We start from the raw sequence: 22,456 nt of genomic DNA, 5'->3' as shown, positions 1-22,456 counted from the left end.
TAATTGATTTTATTGTTCTTTGGTTTTTGAAGCCGTAAGGGGTCTATACAAAAACTTAAGCAAAATATAACATTCTGTTAAAAAAATAGTATATTTGGGGTGGACATTAAGGTGGACAAAGGGGTGGACATTTCAAATTTTAACTATATTAGGCCAACTCTTCAACAAATAAAGGGATTTATGAAAAAAATAATTTACTTCGTTATTTTATTAAGTTTATTGGCTTGTAGTCGTGCAAGTGAACATACTGCCTTGCAAATCAATCTCCTTTTAACCGAATTACACAAAATAGAAGACCCTAGCAAACTGGAGGAACTTATTCAAAATCAATCACCTACTGATCATTCTATTCCTAAAAACATACGCAACATTATACTTAAAGTAAAAAAAGCGCAATTAAAAGCCATAGAACTAGGTGCGTTTAACGAACAAACCACCCTCCTACTCAAAGAGGTAGAAGGACAAGTAAAAGTCTTAAACTACCCTAGTTTAACGCATTGGTTTAACACGCAAATTGGCTTTTATTACTATAACTTCAACCATTATATTGAAGCTGCTACTTACTATAGCGAAGTGGCTTATGCTTTGGATCATCATCCAGAAGAAATCACCATACAACCCACTGATGTTTATCGGAAAATAGGCTACTTTTATGGCACTATTGGCAAGTATAAACAAGGGATTACTTATTTAACCAAAGCCCTCCAATTCACCCCCAAAGATAACATCAACTATACGAGTTTGCTCAATGCTATTGGCAATTTTGCCATTAAGGACAACCAAGAGGCCTTAGCCTACCCTTATTTAATTCAAGCGAAAAATTTAGCAGAAAGCCAAGGGGATCTTTTGCGTTATGCAAAAGTACTGGGTGATTTAGCCATCATTGAAAACAAGAAACAAAACTGGGACAAAGCCATTGCTTACCTAGAAGAAGATATCGCCTTGTCTAAAAAAGTAGATGATAAAAAGAACACCATGTTTGCGCTGTTGTCTCTTGCTCAAGTATATTGGGACAAAAATGACATTGAAAACACAAAAAAAACAGCCTTAGAAGCCTTTTCTTATACGCAAATCCTCAACTATGTAAAAGGGTTTGAATATGATATTATGAAATTGCTCTTAGAGATAGCTATTGCAGAAAAAGATGAAAAACGCGAATTACTTTACCGCAGAAAAGTAACCATGCTCAATGAATACATCAGCGAAACAGAAGGGCAGAAAGCCATTGATCAAATCAATTGGGATGCTGAAATTGAACTCATCAACTTGCAACTAGAATCCCAACGTTACCACTTTGAAAAAATCAATTATCAACGTTTATTATTCTTATCCCTTTCTTTTTCTTTGGGGTGCATTTTAATTTTTGTTTACAAGGTATACCGCAAACAGCTATCCAAACAAGCCTTACTCTACGAATCAAATATTCAAAAGATTGAACAAGAAATGGCCGAATCAGAAAAGCGATGGCAAGACACCAACCATTCGCTGGATTCCTACAAAGAATACTTAGCAGAAAAGACCAAGCAAATCAATATTCTAGAAGTTGAATTAAACAAAATTAAAGACTCTACCAGTGTTAAGTCACAAACCGAGCGTTTAAAGTTAGAACAGACGATTTCCTCTCATTTGATGACGGATGAAAGCTGGTTAGTCTTCAAAAAAACGTTTCAAACAGAACAACCTGAATATTATACTCATTTAATGCAAACATTTCCTGATTTAACGGATTCTAATTTACGGGTAATTCTACTCCAACGATTAAATCTCACCAATCAAGAAACGGCTAATATCCTGGGAATCACTATTGACGCAGTAAAGAAAACCAAACAGCGCTTAAAGAAGAAATACAGGGATACCTATCAACAGCTTTTTGATTAAAAGCGAGAATAAAAAAAGGTTTAGCAACAAACTAAACCTTTTTAAAAGGGTAAATTATCTAGATCTACATTGCCCCCAGATAAAATAATCCCTACTTTTTTACCTTCAAATAGTGGGCGTTCCTTTATTAAAACAGCTAATGCGACGGCACTACTGGGTTCTACCACTATTTTCATGCGTTGCCAAATTAATCGCATTGCACTGATAATTTCGTTTTCTCTGACGCGAATAATCGCTTTTACCCCTTCTTTTATAATGGGAAAGTTCACATCTCCTAATTGCGTACGCAACCCATCTGCAATCGTATCCACAGAAAGATTCGCTTCAATTTTTCCGCTTGCTAATGAGCGAAAAGCATCATCTACTTCATATGGCTCTCCAGCATATACTTCAATCCCCACTTTTCCAAAGGCCTGAGCAGCTAAAATTGTTCCTGCTAAAAGCCCACCACCACCTACTGGAACGATTAAAGCATCTAGATCAGGTTGCATTTCTAACAACTCTTTGGTTGCCGTACTATTTCCGAGAATCACCTGCATTTCATTTGACGGATGAATGAGGGTAGCACCAGTTTCATCCATCACCTGATTACACACGCGTTCTCTAGATTCCATGGTTGGTGCACACTCTACAATTTCTCCACCATACATCACTACAGCATCTCTCTTTACATTAGGAGCATTAAAGGGCATGACAATATAACATTTTACCCCAAAGGTTCGAGCAGCCAAAGCCAAGGCTTGTGCAAAATTACCTGACGAATGGGTAACCACTCCTTTTTCTTTTTGCTCTTCAGTTAAATGCAAAATAGCATTCGTAGCGCCTCTCATTTTAAAAGCGCCTGCTCGTTGAAAGTTTTCACATTTAAAATACAAATCACTACCCAAAAAATTTTCAATATGCCCTGACTCCATAATAGGCGTAAGGTGCACATAGGATTTTATTTTTTCGTAACACGTATTGATTTTCTCTTTCATAAAAATTAGCGTTGGATAAAAAACTCCCAAACTTAGACAAGCTTGGGAGTTTTATTTTATTACTTCACGTCCATTAATTCTACATCGAATACTAAGATTGCATTAGGAGGAATCACTCCGCCTGCTCCTCTCTCGCCGTATCCTAAATAAGGAGGGATAACAAAACGCGCTTTATCTCCAACGCGCAATAATGCAATACCTTCGTCCCATCCTTCTATGACATGCCCCATTCCCAATGGGAATTCGATTGGTTTTTTTCTTTTGTAGGAGTTGTCAAACTCAGTCCCATTTTCTAAGGCTCCTTTATAATGAACCGCTACTGTTTTTCCTTTTTCCGCTTGTTTACCTGATCCATTTACAATCATTTGATAACGCAATCCACTTGCTGTGCGTTCAAAACCAGCGGCAACTTTCTCTAAAGCCTCTTCTCCTGCTTTCTTTTGATCCGCTATTCTTTTTTCTCTTGCCCCTTCAAACTGTCTAAATGCTTCTACAGCATTCCATTTTTGAGCAGCATCACCTTCTCTTATAATTTCGATTGACTCAATTATATCGTCTTGTGCAATAGCATCCACGATGTCTTGTCCTTGTACTACATGACCAAAAACGGTGTGTTTTCCATCTAACCAAGGTGTAGCTACATGGGTAATAAAGAATTGAGATCCATTCGTTCCAGGTCCAGCATTAGCCATAGATAATACTCCTGGTTTATCGTGTTTTAAACTAGCGTCAAATTCATCATCAAATGTGTATCCTGGTCCACCTGATCCAATTCCCTGTGGACATCCTCCTTGAATCATAAAATCCGGTATTACTCGATGAAATTTTAACCCATCATAGTACGGTTTTCCTTGAGGTCGTGCTGAATTCTCTAATTTTCCTTCTGCTAAAGCAACAAAGTTCCCCACTGTTCCTGGTGTTTTATCTTCCGTTAGCTTTACTACGATTTCGCCTTTTGACGTATTAAATTTTGCGTAAATACCGTTTTCCATTCTTCTTATGTTATTAATTTTTACTGTTTTTTTTCTTTGTGCGCAGGTAAATCAAAAGTGACAAAAAGGCTAATGCCATGCCACCGAAACAGACACCTACCCATCCAAAATATTTCCACAAATATAAACCAAAAGCCGAGCCAAATGCTGTTCCGAGGAAACTAAATGACATATAGACAGTATTCAGTCGGTTACGTGCTTCGGGCAATAAAGAGTAAATTCGGGTTTGATTGGAGACGTGAATCGTTTGTAGCCCTAAATCAATAAGGATTATTCCGATAATAATTCCGACAACAGACGTGGCAGAAAGGGCAAAAACGACAAAGCTCAAAAATGTCATGCTTATGCCATATAAAATCAATTTTTGTGCACCACCTGCACCACCTATTTTCCCGACTAAAGGAGCAGCAAAAGCCCCACAGGCGCCAATTAATCCAAATGAACCAATCAAGGCACTATCATACCCAAAAGGTGGATTGTGCAACAGCAACACCATTGTGGTCCAAAAGGCCCCAAACTGAGCAAACGCCAAGCTAGTTATCCAAGTTGCTTCACGTAGTACGGGTTGTTCTTTGATTAAAATAAAAAGGGAGCGATACAAACTCGAAATACTTCCTTGATAGGTTGGTTTGTTGATTGGCAATCGAAACTGAATAAGAATTACTAATAGTACGCAAATGGCAGTAGCAATCCAAAACATGCCGCGCCAGCCCAACCAAATTCCAACAAACCCACTTAGCGTACGGGAGAATAAAATTCCGATTAACAAACCACTCACCACCGTTCCAATTACTTTTCCTCTCTGCTCCTCAGAGGCCAAACTAGCTGCCATTGGCAAGACCAATTGAGGGACAATCGAAGTGGCACCGAGTAGAAAACTGATTACCTGTAACCAGAAGAAATTCGTGACAGTTGCGGTTAATCCCAACGCAATAATCGCACAAAGGGTAGTCACCGTAATTTGTTTCTTTCGTTCTAAACGATCGCCTAAAGGAATCATCAAAAACATCCCTATCGCATAGCCCGCTTGGGTTAAATAGGTTAAGGTACCTGCCGATGCTTCAGACACTCCAAACTCATCAGCAATTAGCGGTATTAAAGGTTGACAATAATATAAATTGGCAACTATTAACCCCGTAACGGCTGCCATAAACAAGACATTGGCTTTGGATAAACTCATAGACGCAAAGGTAAACATCTCAACTTTCTCAAACCAAATAAAGGAATAATTTCTACAACAAATAAATAATATATCCTTCTTCTACATCGCCTCATTGGCAAGGAATTCCGTACAGAAAAAGATTACCATTGGATGATAAAAAATAGGATTGTACCTTTGCACAAATTTATAGCTCATGCGCATCGATATCATTTCCGTTGTTCCAGAATTAATTGAAAGTCCTTTTCAAGCCTCTATCTTGAAACGAGCCATTGCCAAAGGACTTGTTGAAGTACACTTTCACAACTTACGCGATTATAGCACCAACAAGCACAAAAACGTGGATGACTATCAATTTGGCGGAGGTGCTGGCATGGTGATGAGTATTGAACCCATTGACCGTTGTATTAGTCAATTAAAAGAAGAGCGCGACTACGATGAAATTATTTATATGTCTCCTGACGGGGAAACATTGAATCAATCCATGGCTAATAGTATGTCCTTATTGAAAAACATCATCATTCTATGTGGGCACTATAAAGGGGTAGATCAACGGGTTCGCGATCATTTTATCACAAAAGAAATATCTATTGGCGATTATGTTTTATCGGGTGGAGAATTAGGAGCTGTTATTTTATGTGATGCTTTAATTCGCTTGATTCCTGGAGTTTTAAATGATGAAACTTCAGCCTTAACGGATAGTTTCCAAGATAATTTACTCGCTCCGCCTATTTACACTCGACCTTCGGAATACAAGGGATGGAAAGTACCCGATGTTTTATTGAGTGGCAATTTTGCTGCTATTGACAAATGGCGAGAGGACATGGCGTATGAACATACAAAGAACAGAAGGCCTGATCTTTTAGAAGAAAAATAAAGCTAAATATCTCGTTTTAAATACGTTTTCTTATTTTATTTCAAACGGAATATTGAACTTCTCTCCCTCATCGAGTAAGAAACAATATTCCAATTATTTAGCCCAAAATATTAGGATTATTTTATTAGATTTTCATATATTTGCACTCGCTTTAAACTAACCTCTGACGAGGTCCGTGTATGTTGGTTTAAATTAATTAATTATTTTTTTTCAGAAATGGCAGATTTAATGAAATTCGTTCAAGACGAATTAGTTGCAAAAAAAGACTTCCCAGCATTTAAAGCTGGAGACACAATTACAGTGTACTACGAAATTAAAGAGGGTGACAAAAAAAGAACACAGTTCTTTAAAGGTGTAGTGATCCAAAGAAGAGGTACTGGTGCTACTGAGACTTTTACTATCCGTAAAATGTCTGGTAACATTGGTGTAGAGCGTATCTTCCCAATCAACATGCCTGCTTTAGAAAAAATCGAATTAAATCAAAGAGGTAAAGTTCGTAGAGCTCGTATCTTCTACTTCAGAGAACTTACTGGTAAAAAAGCAAGAATCAAAGAAAGAAGAGGATAATCTTCATTCTAAGACGAATAAAAAAGGGAAAGTACGTCGTACTTTCCCTTTTTTATTATTTGACTATAGTAAAAAAATACTGCAACTAAATCCTAATCATACCAAAGGGAACCCAATACAGGATTCCCTTTTTTTATATCACTTTTCGATTGTCATACGAACGGGTATCTATCAACTTATAGTAAGGATCAATGCCCACCACTGTTGGTTTTTCATCTACAATGATTGTAAACTCATTTTCGATAGCATTAACTTTTACTTTTTGTAGATACAAGATTTTTTCCTTGTTTTTCGCCTCTTTATCCGTAGTAAAAACGCCCACCTCAACGTAATCTGACAAGGGAAGGGATTCGATTTTTAGCTTCTTATCTCCTGTAAACACTAGTGGAGTTTCACCAGAATCAGCATAAATCTTTTCCCCCTTTTCACCTGCTCTATACTTGCTGACGTAAGCTTTTATTTTCACCTCATATTTCCCATTTTCTAAAGCTTTTACCTTCACCTCATCTACGTAATTATCATATAGCGTAATCGTACTAAACATATCCTTCACCATGTATTTTAACGAATCGGGAGTTGCTGTTCGAATCGCATCAACCAACTCTGTAGAAACGGTATAGGGAGCCTCCTGAAAAGCAACTTTCTTTATATACTCACGTAGTACTCCATTTAATACTGCATCACCCAGATAATCACTCATGGTATAGAAGACCAATGACCCTTTATTGTAATGAATATACTGTTGGTTTTCGTTGTACATCAGTGGTTTTTCCTTTTTACGTTCCCCTGCTCGCCCACGCAAATAACCATCTAAAGCTTCTTTTAAGAACCGTTGCATTTGTCCTTTTCCATATTCTTGTTCTAACACTTTCAACGAACTGTATTCGGATAAACTTTCGGACAACATCGTTGCCCCTTGTACATTGGCTCCAATCACCTGATGTGCCCACCATTGATGTGCTACTTCATGTGCCGTTACAGAAAACGGATAATCAACAGCATCGTCCTTAGTGTCATCTACATCTGCCACAAAACCAATCGCCTCTGAAAACGGAATCGTGTTGGCAAACGATTGTGCAAAAGTTCCCATTGTCAAAGGAAACTCAATAATGCGCACTTGCTTATGTTGATACGGACTAAACGCTTCGGTATAGTATGCTAAAGACTTCTTCACTCCTGCCATCATGCGGTCTAGGTTGTATTCATGTCCTTTGTGATAGTATATTTCAATGTTAACCCCCTGCCATGTATCGCGTTTCACCTCGTATCGAGCCGAGTTAAAGGCATAGAAATTCAGCATCTTCTGATCCATTTTATAATGGAAGTAACGGCGATTTCCTTCCGTCCATTCTTTTTGTAAATACCCTGGTGCAATCGCAATCTGATCTGCTGTTGTACTCACCGTAGTTTCAAAGTGGATCCAATCAGCGTCACTGCTGATATACGTATTTTGTAGTGCTTGTTGATCTGTCTGTTTCGCCATACGCTCTTTTGGTGCTAATCCGTATTTTTTTCGGACATCATCATCGACAAGCTCACTATTTTCGCTATAACCAATTGAAGGAAAAAAACTATTATTTAAAAAAGTTCCATTGTTTAAAATTGGAGAATTTGTCCGAATAAGCGTATTAGGTTTATTTTCTACCACAAACTCCATTGTTCTTTTTTCTCCAAGTTGCATCGGACGATCAAAGCGATAAAAACGAACTCCTTGTTCTTCGTCCGTTGTTAACAACGTAGCCCCATCAATAGCAATATCATTATTTAAATCTTGATAAAAGGACACTAATAATGTATCGACTACTTGATTGGTTTTGTTCTCAAGAATATAAATCCCCCTCGCCTGAAAATCATTGCGTTCTGGATATAAATCCACATCTACTTTTACATCGACAATTCTCGGCTGAGGTAATGACTGATACTTTTTATATGTTTGTTCATACGCCACCTGTAACAACTCCGTTTCTTTTGATGAACGGAAAACATTCAAAATGGTATTTTCATAGTATAAATACGAGCCTAACCCCAAAAAACAAACAAAAAACAAAATAGTAGGACCAACAACGCTAAATGTTGAACGCTTCTTAGCATAATAGAATCGCTCTTTGAGTCCACTAAAAACACCTCTTCTCCAAAATAATAAGGTTATTCCACTTAAGCCTGCTACAAATAGTCCCCAATACAGTGTAAAAACAATAAATCTGCCTAATTTTCCTGTAGAACCAAACCCATTCATATCAGAGTACGAAGGTTTCGGTAAAGTATTAAAAAAGAAAATGGATTGTTCAATTCCGATATGTCTCAAGGCTGACCACCCCATTTGGATTACCAATAAAGCAAAGAAACCAACAATATAATTTTTGAAAAACGTTTGAACAGCTATACTCATCAGCGCCCAAATCACAAATTCAATCCAGTCAAATCCGATTAAGCTCTTCAAGTACAAATCAAGCTCAAAGGTAAAATAGCCATTAGTAGCCTGGATACCGATTGCTGTTAGCATAACAATGAGTAGCAACATCAATTGGATACCTATTAGCGCAAAGAATTTAGAGCTAAACAAAACCCAGTTAGGAACAGCAGTTGAATCAATCAGCAAATTCATTCGGGTATTTGCTCCTCGGTGTACTAATAAACCTGCTCCTAAAAAGGTAATCATGGTGATGAAAAACTGGAACGTTGAACCAGGGACCATCAACATTTGTCTCGTCAACGGATACGTATTTGTACCAAAAAGTGTCATAGCGAAACTCGCTACCAATACCATAAACAGTAAACCAACACCGATGAGAATCCAAAATACACGATTACGCGCTAAGAATTTAAATTCCATCTTTGCAAAAGCAAAAATATTACACCAATTGGTTTTAGTTGAAAAGTTGTAGCTCACTTTAGGAAGTTCAATTTTAAAGATTCCTCCAAAATTATTCTTGACCATTCGATCCCCTTCTACCTTTTTTTTCCAAGAAAATCCTGCGGGTTGTTGAGAAAATCGGAACACTTTTCCTAAGGTAAACAAGGCAACTATAGAAATTCCTAGCCACAATAAGCGGTTCCAAATATAGTATTTTTCTAAAGGCAAGTTATTCGCGTTTATCTCATCAATACTCCAATAACGCGTATAATAATTAATACCTAAATTTCCAGAAGGATCAAGTATTGCTCCTAATTCTTTGTAATTTACATCAGCAGCAATGGCGTTAATTAATCCTTGGATAACCATCAAAATAATAATCGTAATAAAACCAGCGTATATACTACGCGAAAGTGTTACTACTGTAAAAACAATCGCTCCCATAAAGAGCATATTGGGAATTAAATTAATGAAATAAACTTGGATATAATTCCACCATGTATTTGGGCCTAGGAGCTCTGGCACGGCCCAAGGCACTAAAGTGGCAAGATAAGAGCCAATCCCCATCATCAGGCTAATCAATAACGTCACAACAAACGAACTGGTAAATTTACCAAGCAAATATTGCCACTTAGAAAAAGGATAGGAATACAAAATAGCGTGCATATTGTATTTATAATCTCTATAAATCGCCATCCCAATAATAGAAGGAAAGAGGAAATACAAGAGTGTATTGAATGAATTCAGCATGGAATTTAATAAATAAGGCGAATTCATATGTAGCAAGGAGGCTGAAGTATTAGTCAGCGTATCAAAGACACCAAGGGTAGACATCATCGAAAAAAAGCTAATAAGGAAGAAAATTCCCATGTATAAGTAAAACTCCCAGCTTTTAAACCAGCGCTTAAGCTCAAAAGTAAAAACGGTTCTAAACATCATCTCTTACTCTTTTTTTAATGCAACAAAATAAACATCTTCCAACGTTGGTTTCGCCAGTTCAAATCCTTCACTTACAAGAGAATCCTCTGCATATACGCGAATTTTTAAACGATTTTCTTGGTTATACTTTCCAGAGAGAATATTCAATTGATTGTATTGATCTGCATCTTCTCTATTAATTTCTTTGAGCCAAATCTTCCCAGTTAGTTTCTCTTCTGCTTCTTTAGGCGTACTGCGTTCCAATAGATGTCCACCGTTTAAAATTGCCATTTCATGACATAATTCGTTGACGTCATCTACGATATGGGTAGAAAAAATAACGATATTATTGGTTCCAATCTCGCGTAATACATTTAAAAAACGATGACGTTCTGCAGGATCCAATCCTGCCGTAGGTTCGTCCACAATAATTAACTTTGGATCATTCAACAACAGTTGGGCAATACCAAAACGCTGCTTCATCCCTCCAGAATAGCCACTCACACTTTTACGTCTTACTTCATATAAATTTGTAACTTCTAATACGCGATTGACAATTTCACGTCGTTCTCCCGCAGCAGATATTCCTTTCAAACGCGCAAAATAATCCAACAAATCCACTGCAGACATATTAGGGTACACCCCAAAGTCTTGCGGTAAATAACCTAAAACTTTTCGAAATTCATTTTGCTGTTCTAATATATTAATATCCCCTAATCGAATGGTTCCCGTATCTGGTTTTTGCAAGGTAGCTATCGTTCGCATTAAAGTTGATTTTCCCGCACCATTAGGTCCTAATAACCCAAACATTCCAGGTCCAATTTCTAAGGACAAATCATCTAATGCCTTTACCCCATTTTTATAGGTCTTACTTAAGTTTTCTATCACTAATTTCATACTTCTACTTTTTGAGTTACTTAATAAGTGTTCTCTTTTACTCTTTTGTTACACAACACAGTATGATATTCTCTAATGCGAACGCCAGCCACCTCAGCTTCTTTTGCTTCCTTCTTCTTTTTTCCCTTTTTAGTTCGATTAAAATTTTAATTTTGCACCTCTACTTAAAATCAACATGATGCATGCTCTATTCTCCCGTTCTACCTTAAAAGACATCAACCTAAAAAATGAGATTCTCGCAGGCTTAACGGTAGCGATGACTATGATTCCCGAATCTTTATCATTTGCTATTCTCGCAGGCTTATCTCCTTTAACAGGATTATACGCGGCCTTTTTAATGGGGATTATTACTGCTGTTTTTGGAGGAAGACCCGGTATGGTATCTGGAGGTGCTGGTGCAACCGTAGTTGTGCTCATTGCCTTGGCTTCTCTACACGGGGTGGAGTATCTGTTTGCAGCAGTAGTGGTAGCAGGAATCTTACAATTTATTGTAGGGGCCTGTAAACTAGGGCGATTTGTTCGGCTAATTCCCCAGCCTGTGATGTACGGCTTTTTAAATGGGCTAGCTGTTATTATTTTCATGGCTCAAGTCGCTCAATTTCAAAATACAAATGGTAATTCTCCTTCCTGGTTAAGCGGATTACCCTTGTATTGGATGTTGGGGTTAACCGCCCTTACGATTGGAATCGTTTGGCTCTTTCCTAAACTAACCCAAAAAATCCCCGCTTCTTTAGTTGCCATTATTGGGATTACCCTCTTAGTTTTCTTTTTTCAAATTGACACCAAAAAAGTCGTAGATATCGCATCAATACACGGTTCATTCCCTCGCTTTCACCTCCCTCTTGTTCCTTTTACGTGGGAAACTTTAGAAATTATTTTTCCTTTCTCTCTCGTAATGGCTGGCGTAGGCTTGATTGAATCCTTGTTAACCTTAAATATTGTAGATGAACTAACCAATACCAAAGGCAACAGCAACAAAGAAGCTATGGCACAAGGCGGAGCCAATGTTATCAATGGTCTTTTTGGAGGAATGGGCGGTTGTGCGATGATTGCACAAACCCTTGTCAATATTGGAGCAGGTGCCAAAACGAGAATAGCAGGAATTATTGGTGCATTAACCATTCTCTTTATTATCCTCATCGGAGGACCAGTCATTGAACAAATCCCTATGGCTGCACTTGTTGGGGTTATGATGGTCGTAGCACTTTCTACGTTTGAATGGGTCTCTTTTCGACTGATTACACAAATGCCCAAAGCCGATATTTTTACTCTTTTTCTTGTAACAGGTATCATTATTTTTTCTCGTAATCTTGCCTTAGCAGTCTTAATAGGTGTACTTGTATCTGCTTTAATCTTCGCTTGGGATAACGCCAAACGCATTCGTGCTCGAAAATCTTTCGATGAGAATGGAAATAAAACATACGAAATATATGGTCCGTTATTCTTTGGTAGTACTACTGCTTTTGCAGAAAAATTCACCCCTCAAGACGATCCAGATACCATTATTATCGACTTTTCCGATTCCCATATTGCCGATATGTCAGCCTTAGAAGTCCTCAAAAAAGTACTTGACAAATACGAAGAACTAAACAAAATAGTTCATTTGCGCAACCTGCGTGCAGACAGTATTCGCTTACTAGAAAACAGCCAATATTTTTCGCATATTAAACTCGAGGTAAAAAGAGACATAGATGAATAGTAGAACCTCGACACAGAAAGAGATACCAGTCGTTAAATTACACATAAAACAATTCCCTTAGCAGGGAATAAAAACGAATACTTCATTTTTTTAACAAAATAAACTTATATAAAAACATTTGTTTCGTTTTTTTACATACATTTGTTTATCATTCTTACTAGAACAACTAAAATGAGGAACTCCCTTTAAGGGTAAGAACATAAAAAGTCCGACTAGTTTAGAGGCTAAGAATTCTTTCTGATAACCCCTTAATCTGAAAGACAAAAAAAGGCTGTTTGTAACCCAAACAGCCTTTTGTATTTTTATTTGATGTAATTTATTTCATTTTGAGGTTCACGCTCATCGAGAAATCCTTGTTGATGCATCCATTCATCGCTGTAGATTTTGCTCATATAGCGAGAGCCGTGATCGGGAAATAGCATAACAACTACGCTATTTTCATCGAATGCTCCTTGCTCTGCATACAAGCGCGTGGCTTGTAAAACAGCTCCTGACGTATACCCTAAGAATAAGCCTTCTGTCCGTGCTAATTCTCTTGCTACTAAAGCAGCATCTTTATCTGTTACTTTGACAAAATGATCAATTACTGAGAAATCGGTAGCCGATGGGATTAAGTTCTTTCCTAATCCTTCAATTTTATAGGGTGCAATTTCATTGGGATCTAATTCACCTGTTTCGTGGTATTTTTTCAGTACTGAACCATACGCATCCACTCCTAAAATCTGAATAGCTGGATTTTTCTCTTTCAAAAAACGAGCCGTTCCTGAAATAGTTCCGCCTGTTCCAGAACAACAAACAAAATGAGTAATTTGTCCTTTGGTTTGTTTCCAAATCTCAGGTCCAGTTGATAAGTAATGTGCTTCTGTATTCAGTTCATTAAAATATTGATTAATATAAATAGAACCAGGTGTCTCTTGGTGCACACGCTTCGCCACCTCATAATACGATTTTGGATCATCTGCGGCCACATTGGCAGGGCAAACATATACTTTGGCTCCCATGGCACGCAACATATCAATCTTATCTGGGGAAGATTTATCACTAACAGATAAGATACATTTGTATCCCTTAATTGCACTAATCATCGCAATACTAAAACCTGTATTTCCAGAAGTCGTTTCTACAATAGTTCCTCCAGGTTTTAAAATTCCCTTTTTTTCTGCTGTTTCAATAATATGCAACGCAATTCTATCTTTGGCTGATTGTCCAGCATTAAACGCTTCTACTTTACCATAGAATTGTCCTTTTAACGAAGCAGTCACCTTGTCTAATTTCACCAAAGGTGTATCTCCCACTAGGGAAATTACCGTATCAAAAGCTTGGATTTCTTCTTTCATCTTTCATTTATTTATATTGTCGTTCCCTCAAAAACTGAGAAAAACACGAAACTAAGTTACTTCTTTTTATTGTTTAATACCCACTAAGTCGAACATAAACGCAAATTCTTTGGCTACCTCTTTCAGCGATTCGAATCGTCCCGAAGCCCCACCATGCCCAGTATCCATATTAATATCAAAATACAGCTGATTATCGTTTGTTTTGGTTGCTCTTAATTTGGCTACCCATTTAGCCGGTTCCCAATATTGCACTTGTGAATCGTGCAATCCTGTAGAAATATATAGGTTCGGGTAGGCTTGTGCTTTTACATTATCATAAGGAGAATAGGACAACATATAGTCGTAATATTCTTTTTCATTTGGATTTCCCCATTCGTCGTATTCCCCTGTTGTAAGTGGGATGCTGTCATCTAACATGGTTGTCACCACGTCAACGAAAGGTACTTGTGCGATTACCCCTTGATATAAATCTGGACGTTCATTGATGATTACTCCCATCAACATTCCTCCAGCAGACCCTCCTTCAGCAAAAAGGCATTCTTTGGACGTATACCCTTGTTCAATTACATATTCTGAACAGGCAATGAAATCCGTAAACGTATTTTTCTTGACTAATAATTTTCCATCTTCATACCAATCGCGCCCCATGTCTTCCCCACCGCGAACATGTGCAATGGCGTAGACAAACCCGCGATCTAATAAACTTAAACGCGTCGTAGAAAAATAAGGTTCCATCGTGATACCATAGGATCCATAAGCATATAGTAAAAAAGGATTGTTTCCGTTGCGCTCCATTCCTTTGCGGTACACCATAGAAATAGGCACTTTCACTCCATCTTTTGCCGTTGCCCAAATGCGTTCTTCAACATAGTTATTTTTATCAAAATCTCCCAATACCTCTTGTTCTTTCAAGATTTCCTTTTCTTGGGTACGCATATTAAAATCAATCACAGAAGAAGGCGTATTCAACGACTGGTATACAAAGCGAAATTTCTCTGTTTCAAAATCAGCATTAATCTGTGCTTGTGCGTTATATGTTTCACTTTCAAAAGGCAAGTAATACGCTTGCTCACCATCTTTCCACGGTTGGATTTTGATGTGAGGCAACCCATTCGAACGCTCAGAAATCACCAAATAATCCTTAAAGATATCCACTCCTTCTAAGAGAACATCCTCTCGATGCGGAATTAATTCTACCCAATGCTTACTCGCTGTTTCTGTTTCCGAACACGACATAAGTTTAAAATTATCCGCTTCATCTTTGTTGGTTAGGATATAAAAACGATTGTCGTAATGAGAAATTCCATACTCTACTCCCCTTTCTCTTTTTTGGAAAATGCGAAATACACCATTGGGATTATTAGCCTCTAGAATTCGATATTCACTAGTCAACGTACTCTCACTTCCAATCACCAAGAATTTTCTTGATTTTTCTTTGTAGATAAAGGTATCGAAGGTATCATCGGTTTCGTGGTACACCAAGACATCCGCAGTCACTGCTGTACCAATCACATGTTTATAAATTTTATCTGAACGCAAAGTGACTGTATCTTTTCGCGAATAAAAAAGTGTTTGATTATCACTTGCCCACGTCGAAGCTCCAGTTGTATGTTGAATCGCAAAATCCAATACTTCACCGGTAATTAGGTTCTTGACATATAGCGTATATTCTCGTCTAGAAACCGTATCTACCCCATAGGCTACCCATTGATTATCTTCAGATACTGTGATGCCTCTGAGATGAAAATAGGCATAAGGTTCAGCCATTTCATTACAATCGAACATGATTTCCTCCTCTGCTTCTAAGCTTCCCTTTTTACGGGAATGGATTGGATAATCTTTGCCCTGTTCAAATCGCGTGATATAATAATAACCGTTATAGAAATAAGGCACTGAAGAATCATCCTCTTTGATTCTGTTTTTCATTTCAGCAAACAAGGCTTCTTGTAGTTCTTTTGTATGAGCTGTTGAGGCTTGATAATAGTTTTTTTCCGCTTCTAAATACGCTAACACCTCTTTATCTTCTCTGTCGTTTAACCAAAAATAAGGGTCTATACGGACGTGATTATGCGCTTGTAATTCGTGTGGTATTTGTTTTGCTCTAGGAGCTTGAATAGATTCGTTCATTTTTTTCATTTAAAATACAAAAATAAGGGTTTTTCGGGGGGAAGGCTAAGATTTCGTTCTTAAGTTTCTAGGCTTCTGAGGAGGTAATTGTTACAATCTGATTTGTAGTTTCTCTTTGGTCTCGGCTAACCATTCCTCTCGCAACAAGCCAAAAATAGCACTGTTTCTACGAGTGCCATCCGTTCTAATTTTATTTTGACGCAAAAGACCTTCTTGCTGGCAACCTAAGCTAAGAATAGCAGCTATACTCCGTTTATTTTCACTATCAGCCTCAAATTCAATACGCTCAAATCCCATTTTTTCAAATAAAAAATCAAACAATAAATATTTACAGTTTTTATTTACTCCCGTTCCTTGTGCTAATTTACTATACCAGGTATAACCAATCGCACTTACTTTATTGCGTACATCCATGCGATAGTAACGCGTACAACCCACAAATTTACGCTGTTCTTTATCCCACACAACAAAAGCGTAGCCTTGCTTGTCTTCTCGCATTGCTAAGGCAGCTTTTACGTACTTAATCATGGCCTCATTATCCGTTGGTTTATCGGACGAATAAAACCAGATATCGGATTCATGTAAGGCGTAATAGAGTAAATCAGGCAAATGTTTTTCACCTAAGGGGATTAGTTTTACACGTTCATTTTCTAAGACATAGTCTCTGGAAAAATCAAAAGTGGAAGAGGCAACAGTTGATTGAATCATAACAAGGTGGATTAACGATTAGTTGTATTTCACCCAAATATATTCATACTTTTTGGGCTAGGTGTGAATCTTTAACAGCATACTAACAAAAAAAGAGATAGGCCTAGAGCTATCTCTTTCTTTTGCTAGTTTTCTTCCGTTACTTTCGTTTTAAATGCAGCTATCTGTTCTTTAAATTCAGCCAACAAGGTTGGGTCAAGAATTCCTTGCGTCTCCTGAAAGTTTTCATAAAATTTCGGCAATGCGAATGTAGTTTGTATATTTCCGCCAAAAGCAGGAAAAATCGTTTTCGCGATATTCATTGAATTTTGAGCACCATAACCTCCTGGTGAGGTTGACAAGAGCAACATGGGCTTGTTTTGAAGTAATTTCAAATCCAATCTCGAACACCAATCAAATAGATTTTTAAAACCCACCGTCCAGTTTCTGTTGTGCTCTGCCATAGAACAAACAAGGACATCCGCTTCTTTTAGTTTAGCTAAAAATGCCTTTGCCTCAGCAGGGCAATTTTCTTTTTCACAATCGACTGAAAACACGGGTACCTCATAATCGTTTAAATCGATTAATTCAACCTCATATTCTGGAAAAAAGGTCAAAGCATAGGCCGCCAATACTTTATTAATAGAACTAGTAGAAATACTAGCTCCAAATCCAATTATTTTCTTTTTCATCTCAATAGTATTACAATTTATCATATGCAGGGAAACTTAAATCTACGATTCGCTTCCACGCTGGATTTTTTTTAATATAGGCAAAAACTAAAGGACAATAGGGCAACACTGTTTGGTGATGCTCTTCTATATCCATGAGTGTCTTTTCAATTAAGGCAGTTGCCACACCACGACCCGCTAATGCTGCGGGGCTTTCCGTATGAATTAAATGGATGCGCGTTCCTTCTTCTTTATAATCAATAAAGGCCGTGTATCCATCTACAACAAATTCATAGCGGTGATTGGTTGTATTTTTAGTAACAGCTAAGGATATAAACTCTTCTTTCATTTTTTTTATTAACGGTTATTCTACAATCAAAAATACGCATTATAAATCTACTACTCCTTAATGTAAATTAATTTCTATTCGCATAAAGTATAAAATTAGTTCTGGTCTTTGTCTAGATTATGAGCAAAACTTGAAAAGATTATGTTATTTTTGTTCCATTAAATTTTAATGTACACTACTATGTTTGGCGACCTAATGGGCATGATGGGTAAATTACAAGAAACCCAAGCTAAAATTGAAGAAACAAAAAAGAGATTAGATACCATTCTAATTGATGAGAAAAGTAATGACGGTTTATTGCAGGTTACTTTAACGGCCAACAGAACCATTCGCTCCTTATCCATTGCAGAGGAACTGATGGAAGATAAAGAACAACTCGAAGACTATCTTGTAATGGTACTGAATAGGGCTATTGAAAAAGCAACAGCGATTCACGAAGCAGAATTAGCGGCTGCAGCCAAAGATGGTATGCCAAATATTCCAGGTTTAGATTTATTTAAATAATAAAATAAGATGAAAAAATATATTGGTGTTGCTCTTCTCTTAGGAGCTTCTCTTCTTGCTTCTTGTTCCAAGGACACAAAAGAAACAGGAAATGTAATAATTAACGGGAAAATTGAAGGCTTAAAACAGGGTAAAGTATACCTTTATCAAGTGCTAGACACTACTTTTGTTGCACTTGATTCCGTTATTTTCGATGGTAAAACGACCGCTTTCACCTTCAAACATCAATTGGAATCACCTGAAGTACTTTTCCTTTCATTAGATCGTGGACACAGCACCTCCATTGACAACCAGTTGTCCTTCTTTGCAGAACCAGGAACCATCACCATAGAAACCACCTTGAAGAACTTTTATCAAGATGCAAAAGTAAAAGGTTCTCAAACCAATGAAATCTACAAAGAATACTTAAAGTCTAGAGCGATGATTACAGATCGTCAAAACGATTTGTATGTTGCTTTATTTGAGGCACAAAAAAACAACAACACAGCTCAATTAGACAGTTTACAAGAGGTAAATAAAAAACTAACAGGGCGCTTATACCTCAATGCAATTAACTTTGCCTTAAACAATAAAAATTCTGATGTTGCCCCTTATATAGCCCTTACAGAGCTCTATGACCGCAACATCAAATACTTGGATACCATTTATAATGCATTAACGCCAGAAGTAATCAATCACAAGTATGGGAAAAGCTTGAATGAGTTTATTCAAGAAAGAAAAAAAGAAGAAGCAAATGCTCCTGAATAATTGTAAATTGTCCTTTGAATCAAAGGACAATTTTTTTTTAATGAATCGGTAAACCGTTCGCTGTAAACCGTAAACTAAACCCCTACATCCAAGGTTTATTTTTACTTTCAATTTGAAATAACCATTGGTCTTTTAATTGCTTCAATTTTTGATAATTCGTCGTACTAAACTGAACCATTCCACCTGCGGTATGAAGTGTTAAACTCCCCACATTGGCTGCTTTTTGCCAAACAAATTGGGACAGGACTATTTTTTGAATTTTATGCGGTTCTAAAATGGTATGGGTAATATCCCATGCCCCTGTTTTTACTAGAATAAAATCAGGGGTAATAATTAATCGCCCTACTTTAAAATAACGCCAGATCAGTAAAGTTACCACTACAAAATAGCCTCCTGCACTAGTGAATATCCAACTTGTTTCTAACATATCCTGAGTAAAGCTTATAAATAAAGCTACAGGAACTACTACTAAAAAGAAAAAGCGAAAGCCAAAAAAACGATAGTTATACTTTAATTCTTCCCCTTTAAAATCCAACGGTTTTTTGTAAATCATATCAAAAAACTCTTGGGTTTCACTATTCGAACAACCAGGAATTTCTAAGGCTGTTTTCTTATTCATAGATTCCTTGCCAAACACTTGGTGTATTTTAAAACTCGAAATCCCCCATAACTTTTGAAAGTAATTGCGTACAATTTTAACCAATTGAACCCGAGAAGGTTTGATGATAGTACTTTTAGTATGGAGCAATCCATATGAAAGGAACAAGCTTTGCTCTTGTACTACCACTTTATAGTTATAGAATTTAAGTACTGTCCGGATAATATTAGCAATAAAAATAACTGCTAAAAAGAAAAGCATCAAAACTAACCCCACGTAAATAGTAATACGCTCCTCGATGAAAGTATCAATGGCTTCATCATCGAAAGAATCACCAAAAATACGAGAACCTTCATAGATCAACGAATTAGCAAATAGTAAAACAATCCCCATAGTATAGAGATAATTCGTGGTTACCCCTACCTTCAATAGCGTGAGTAAACGAATGGATCGAACCTTTTGCGCTGTTACACCTTCTTGATTTTCTGATTGAACATTTGTTGAATCTTCTTCCTGTAACAAGCCTTCCTTGTACGTCAGTAGTGTTTCTTTTAATGTTTGAGCCACTTCATGCGAAACAGATCGAATCAACCCTTCTTTTGCTGCACTCCCCGCCGAATCAATTTCAATGGAATAAATTCCCAATACCTTATTTATAAAAGATTGATTGATATTGACTTGTTGGATTTTTCGCAACTGAATAGTTGTTTTAGTTTTATTAAAGATCCCTTTTTGCAACACAAAAGCATCCGTTTCTTTTTCAATATGAAAAGTAAAAAAGCGATAATTGAAGTATGCTATGGCAAAAGTAAGCAGTACTAAAACAACAAAAATCACGATAAACATGGTCAATCCATATACTTTTTCTCCCTTATTCAAGCGAACGAGAAGCAAAATTGCCAGAGGAAAAAAAGCGCGAACAAATTTCTGTGAAGCGTAAATAAAATTGACAACAATGCCAATAGGCGCTTGTCGATTGGGGATATAGAAATTCATTAGTCTTGTGAATTTAAAACAGTAAGAGTATCACCTTCAGTAGGTTCTACTACTGGGTTTACTGTCTGTGGAATAACTTGCTCAATAACATAGGTTTTAATTTTATTAGCCTCCTCAAGAGGTAAACCAGGAATTTTCAAATCGCCAAAACTTCCTCCTGCAGTAAAAAACTCAATTCGACACAAACCAAATAATCGCAACAAAGCTCCTTCATAAATTTCAACATGTTGTACGCGATTAAAGGGAATTGTGATTTGCTTTTGATTTAACAATCCCGTTTTATAAATAATATCATGCTCTCGAACCGCATACCCTTTTTTTCGTACACCTGCGATATTTAAAACAAGTAAAAGCGCAGAAAAAACAAGACTTCCCCCCAATACGACATTTCGATATTCGAACAGTAGTGCATTTTCTTCAGGTAGAGGTAAATAAAAACCACTTGCTCCTAGTATCAATAGAAACAAGATGGCTATACTGGTGCTCAACACTACAACTCCTTTATATTTTATATGCAACGGTTGAAAGAGTAGCCCATCCGTATTAGGAAGCGTCGTTGTATTAATTTGCTGGTTAGAAAAAGTTGTATTCATATCGACAATAAGCATTTAAAGAAACAAATATATCCTTTTCGATTTGAGGAAGCTAATGCTTATCTTATAAAAAAATAGCCATCATATACATGATGACTATTTTCCCAATTGATATATAGATATAGAATTAAAACTGCTTAACAACTCCTATATAATAGGGCGTATCAGCAGCATTAGAACCCACTAGAATTAAGGAAAAATACCTTCCTTTTTCCAACGCAATTTGATCGCGTTTGACTATTTCTTTTCCGTTTTTATCTTGAATGCTAACGGTATAAACGTTACTTGGCTGTGCAATAAACGCTTCATGTTCTTTTGCAGAAGTAGGTGTTTCGGTGTTTCGATCACTAAACACCACCGTATCATCTAGTTTTACATTTACAGCTAAATCCTCTCCTGTCAAATTAAAAAAGCGAAGTCCTGATTGGGTAAGATTTCCTTCTTCACCGAGTATAATACGTTGATCCGTGGTAATAAAATGCAGCATATTTTCTTTTGATTTCCCTCCAACAAAAGAAGTGTACAACTGCCCTTCCTTTACGTGTAATTGAGCATTGTTCACCAATCTTTCATTCTGATTGTTAATGATATCCAATGAGCGATTTCCCGTATATAAGCCGACGTAATTATATCCTTTATATTGCAGTCCTTGGTAGGGTGGTTGTACAAAACGACCATTGGCGATATACCACACAGCCTCTGAACCCGAATATCCATTTACCATGGTCAATCCTCCAACAGGATAAGGTCGCCATCCCCTATTATCATCTGTACTGCAACTCATGACTAGAAATAAGCTAAGGATCAACCCAAATACTTTGACTATTCTTTTCATATTTCGTTCTTTTTTTGTTTGTTATTCTTTTGTTCTAATTAATGAATCAAAATCTATACCATTTTTTGTTGTTTGTTCTTTGGCTTTTGGTGTTTGTTCTTTGGCTTTTGATAAAACCATCAGTAGTAAGAACGATTTTCTTATACAAACAAATCGCAACGAAGTGAAAATCGCAACGAAGTGTAGATTCATCG

19 protein-coding genes are annotated in these 22,456 nt (G+C 37.0%); 6 read left to right on the top strand and 13 right to left on the bottom strand.

The features are described from left to right. The first annotated feature begins 180 nt into the window (after nucleotides 1–180). Complete coding sequence (locus tag ACLJX0_RS13750) at nucleotides 181–1,878, top strand: hypothetical protein (RefSeq protein WP_410881162.1); 1,698 nt, start codon at nucleotides 181–183, stop codon at nucleotides 1,876–1,878. A gap of 41 nt (nucleotides 1,879–1,919) precedes the next feature. Here ACLJX0_RS13750 and ACLJX0_RS13745 read toward each other — a convergent pair whose 3' ends face one another. The 3 genes from ACLJX0_RS13745 to ACLJX0_RS13735 are packed head-to-tail and all read right to left on the bottom strand — an operon-like array spanning nucleotide 1,920 to nucleotide 5,027. Further along, nucleotides 1,920–2,855 carry a pyridoxal-phosphate dependent enzyme gene (locus ACLJX0_RS13745; protein WP_410881161.1) on the bottom strand — a complete coding sequence of 312 codons (936 nt, stop codon included), beginning with the start codon at nucleotides 2,853–2,855 and terminating at the stop codon, nucleotides 1,920–1,922. A gap of 59 nt (nucleotides 2,856–2,914) precedes the next feature. Next, the gene (locus ACLJX0_RS13740; protein WP_410881159.1) at nucleotides 2,915–3,847 is read right to left on the bottom strand and encodes a peptidylprolyl isomerase; all 933 of its coding nucleotides are present in this window, start codon (nucleotides 3,845–3,847) and stop codon (nucleotides 2,915–2,917) included. Between the two features lie 13 nt (nucleotides 3,848–3,860). After that, nucleotides 3,861–5,027, bottom strand: coding sequence for an MFS transporter (locus ACLJX0_RS13735; protein WP_410881157.1), 1,167 nt, complete (start codon nucleotides 5,025–5,027; stop codon nucleotides 3,861–3,863). A 175-nt stretch (nucleotides 5,028–5,202) separates the two neighbouring features. On the opposite strand from ACLJX0_RS13735, the gene trmD reads away from it, so the two are divergent. Together trmD and rplS are read left to right on the top strand one after the other, a co-directional pair. Next, complete coding sequence (gene trmD, locus ACLJX0_RS13730; protein WP_410881155.1) at nucleotides 5,203–5,883, top strand: tRNA (guanosine(37)-N1)-methyltransferase TrmD; 681 nt, start codon at nucleotides 5,203–5,205, stop codon at nucleotides 5,881–5,883. Between the two features lie 216 nt (nucleotides 5,884–6,099). Further along, the gene (gene rplS / locus ACLJX0_RS13725) at nucleotides 6,100–6,450 is read left to right on the top strand and encodes a 50S ribosomal protein L19 (protein ID WP_410881153.1); all 351 of its coding nucleotides are present in this window, start codon (nucleotides 6,100–6,102) and stop codon (nucleotides 6,448–6,450) included. Between the two features lie 133 nt (nucleotides 6,451–6,583). Here the strand turns inward: rplS and ACLJX0_RS13720 are convergent, their stop codons facing one another. Next, entirely contained in the window at nucleotides 6,584–10,243 is a 3,660-nt protein-coding gene (locus tag ACLJX0_RS13720; RefSeq protein WP_410881152.1) for an ABC transporter permease/M1 family aminopeptidase, read from the bottom strand. 3 nt (nucleotides 10,244–10,246) lie between these two features. Continuing rightward, a complete protein-coding gene (locus ACLJX0_RS13715) occupies nucleotides 10,247–11,119 on the bottom strand; it encodes an ABC transporter ATP-binding protein (RefSeq protein ID WP_410881150.1) in 873 nt (290 codons plus the stop codon). 175 nt (nucleotides 11,120–11,294) lie between these two features. On the opposite strand from ACLJX0_RS13715, the gene ACLJX0_RS13710 reads away from it, so the two are divergent. Then, the gene (locus tag ACLJX0_RS13710) at nucleotides 11,295–12,818 is read left to right on the top strand and encodes a SulP family inorganic anion transporter (RefSeq protein ID WP_410881149.1); all 1,524 of its coding nucleotides are present in this window, start codon (nucleotides 11,295–11,297) and stop codon (nucleotides 12,816–12,818) included. A 302-nt stretch (nucleotides 12,819–13,120) separates the two neighbouring features. On the opposite strand, the gene ACLJX0_RS13705 is transcribed toward ACLJX0_RS13710, so the two are convergent. The 5 genes from ACLJX0_RS13705 to ACLJX0_RS13685 all read right to left on the bottom strand — a co-directional run bounded on the left by ACLJX0_RS13705 (nucleotide 13,121) and on the right by ACLJX0_RS13685 (nucleotide 17,989). After that, on the bottom strand, nucleotides 13,121–14,155 hold the full coding sequence (locus ACLJX0_RS13705) for a PLP-dependent cysteine synthase family protein (protein WP_410881147.1): 1,035 nt from the start codon (nucleotides 14,153–14,155) through the stop codon (nucleotides 13,121–13,123). 66 nt (nucleotides 14,156–14,221) lie between these two features. Next, a complete protein-coding gene (locus tag ACLJX0_RS13700) occupies nucleotides 14,222–16,282 on the bottom strand; it encodes a S9 family peptidase (RefSeq protein ID WP_410881145.1) in 2,061 nt (686 codons plus the stop codon). Between the two features lie 90 nt (nucleotides 16,283–16,372). Continuing rightward, on the bottom strand, nucleotides 16,373–16,990 hold the full coding sequence (locus tag ACLJX0_RS13695) for a GNAT family N-acetyltransferase (protein WP_410881143.1): 618 nt from the start codon (nucleotides 16,988–16,990) through the stop codon (nucleotides 16,373–16,375). A 125-nt stretch (nucleotides 16,991–17,115) separates the two neighbouring features. Continuing rightward, nucleotides 17,116–17,661 carry an NADPH-dependent FMN reductase gene (locus tag ACLJX0_RS13690; protein WP_410881141.1) on the bottom strand — a complete coding sequence of 182 codons (546 nt, stop codon included), beginning with the start codon at nucleotides 17,659–17,661 and terminating at the stop codon, nucleotides 17,116–17,118. Nucleotides 17,662–17,671: 10 nt separating this feature from the next. Continuing rightward, on the bottom strand, nucleotides 17,672–17,989 hold the full coding sequence (locus ACLJX0_RS13685; RefSeq protein ID WP_410881139.1) for a GNAT family N-acetyltransferase: 318 nt from the start codon (nucleotides 17,987–17,989) through the stop codon (nucleotides 17,672–17,674). Between the two features lie 180 nt (nucleotides 17,990–18,169). Between ACLJX0_RS13685 and ACLJX0_RS13680 the strand changes: the two genes are divergently transcribed. After that, nucleotides 18,170–18,493, top strand: coding sequence for a YbaB/EbfC family nucleoid-associated protein (locus ACLJX0_RS13680; RefSeq protein WP_410881137.1), 324 nt, complete (start codon nucleotides 18,170–18,172; stop codon nucleotides 18,491–18,493). 9 nt (nucleotides 18,494–18,502) lie between these two features. After that, nucleotides 18,503–19,240 (top strand): DUF4369 domain-containing protein, encoded by a 738-nt coding sequence (locus ACLJX0_RS13675; RefSeq protein WP_410881135.1) that lies wholly within the window; start codon nucleotides 18,503–18,505, stop codon nucleotides 19,238–19,240. A gap of 82 nt (nucleotides 19,241–19,322) precedes the next feature. Here the strand turns inward: ACLJX0_RS13675 and ACLJX0_RS13670 are convergent, their stop codons facing one another. From ACLJX0_RS13670 to ACLJX0_RS13660, 3 genes are all read right to left on the bottom strand, one after another. Continuing rightward, entirely contained in the window at nucleotides 19,323–20,834 is a 1,512-nt protein-coding gene (locus ACLJX0_RS13670; protein WP_410881133.1) for a PH domain-containing protein, read from the bottom strand. After that, the gene (locus ACLJX0_RS13665) at nucleotides 20,834–21,427 is read right to left on the bottom strand and encodes a PH domain-containing protein (protein ID WP_410881131.1); all 594 of its coding nucleotides are present in this window, start codon (nucleotides 21,425–21,427) and stop codon (nucleotides 20,834–20,836) included. The genes ACLJX0_RS13670 and ACLJX0_RS13665 overlap by 1 nt, the downstream gene beginning before the upstream one ends. A gap of 127 nt (nucleotides 21,428–21,554) precedes the next feature. Continuing rightward, entirely contained in the window at nucleotides 21,555–22,262 is a 708-nt protein-coding gene (locus tag ACLJX0_RS13660; protein ID WP_410881130.1) for a hypothetical protein, read from the bottom strand. Nucleotides 22,263–22,456 lie beyond the last annotated feature (194 nt).

This window comes from Myroides sp. DW712 (assembly GCF_046557355.1).
Taxonomy (GTDB): domain Bacteria; phylum Bacteroidota; class Bacteroidia; order Flavobacteriales; family Flavobacteriaceae; genus Flavobacterium.
This window is presented reverse-complemented; position numbering and strand designations above follow the sequence as displayed.

Bases quoted from the DNA above. Each gene is read 5' to 3' on its own strand.
- ACLJX0_RS13750 (WP_410881162.1), top strand. From the start codon at position 181: ATGAAAAAAATAATTTACTTCGTTATTTTATTAAGTTTATTGGCTTGT.
- ACLJX0_RS13745 (WP_410881161.1), bottom strand. From the start codon at position 2,855: ATGAAAGAGAAAATCAATACGTGTTACGAAAAAATAAAATCCTATGTG.
- ACLJX0_RS13740 (WP_410881159.1), bottom strand. From the start codon at position 3,847: ATGGAAAACGGTATTTACGCAAAATTTAATACGTCAAAAGGCGAAATC.
- ACLJX0_RS13735 (WP_410881157.1), bottom strand. From the start codon at position 5,027: ATGAGTTTATCCAAAGCCAATGTCTTGTTTATGGCAGCCGTTACGGGG.
- trmD (WP_410881155.1), top strand. From the start codon at position 5,203: ATGCGCATCGATATCATTTCCGTTGTTCCAGAATTAATTGAAAGTCCT.
- rplS (WP_410881153.1), top strand. From the start codon at position 6,100: ATGGCAGATTTAATGAAATTCGTTCAAGACGAATTAGTTGCAAAAAAA.
- ACLJX0_RS13720 (WP_410881152.1), bottom strand. From the start codon at position 10,243: ATGATGTTTAGAACCGTTTTTACTTTTGAGCTTAAGCGCTGGTTTAAA.
- ACLJX0_RS13715 (WP_410881150.1), bottom strand. From the start codon at position 11,119: ATGAAATTAGTGATAGAAAACTTAAGTAAGACCTATAAAAATGGGGTA.
- ACLJX0_RS13710 (WP_410881149.1), top strand. From the start codon at position 11,295: ATGATGCATGCTCTATTCTCCCGTTCTACCTTAAAAGACATCAACCTA.
- ACLJX0_RS13705 (WP_410881147.1), bottom strand. From the start codon at position 14,155: ATGAAAGAAGAAATCCAAGCTTTTGATACGGTAATTTCCCTAGTGGGA.
- ACLJX0_RS13700 (WP_410881145.1), bottom strand. From the start codon at position 16,282: ATGAACGAATCTATTCAAGCTCCTAGAGCAAAACAAATACCACACGAA.
- ACLJX0_RS13695 (WP_410881143.1), bottom strand. From the start codon at position 16,990: ATGATTCAATCAACTGTTGCCTCTTCCACTTTTGATTTTTCCAGAGAC.
- ACLJX0_RS13690 (WP_410881141.1), bottom strand. From the start codon at position 17,661: ATGAAAAAGAAAATAATTGGATTTGGAGCTAGTATTTCTACTAGTTCT.
- ACLJX0_RS13685 (WP_410881139.1), bottom strand. From the start codon at position 17,989: ATGAAAGAAGAGTTTATATCCTTAGCTGTTACTAAAAATACAACCAAT.
- ACLJX0_RS13680 (WP_410881137.1), top strand. From the start codon at position 18,170: ATGTTTGGCGACCTAATGGGCATGATGGGTAAATTACAAGAAACCCAA.
- ACLJX0_RS13675 (WP_410881135.1), top strand. From the start codon at position 18,503: ATGAAAAAATATATTGGTGTTGCTCTTCTCTTAGGAGCTTCTCTTCTT.
- ACLJX0_RS13670 (WP_410881133.1), bottom strand. From the start codon at position 20,834: ATGAATTTCTATATCCCCAATCGACAAGCGCCTATTGGCATTGTTGTC.
- ACLJX0_RS13665 (WP_410881131.1), bottom strand. From the start codon at position 21,427: ATGAATACAACTTTTTCTAACCAGCAAATTAATACAACGACGCTTCCT.
- ACLJX0_RS13660 (WP_410881130.1), bottom strand. From the start codon at position 22,262: ATGAAAAGAATAGTCAAAGTATTTGGGTTGATCCTTAGCTTATTTCTA.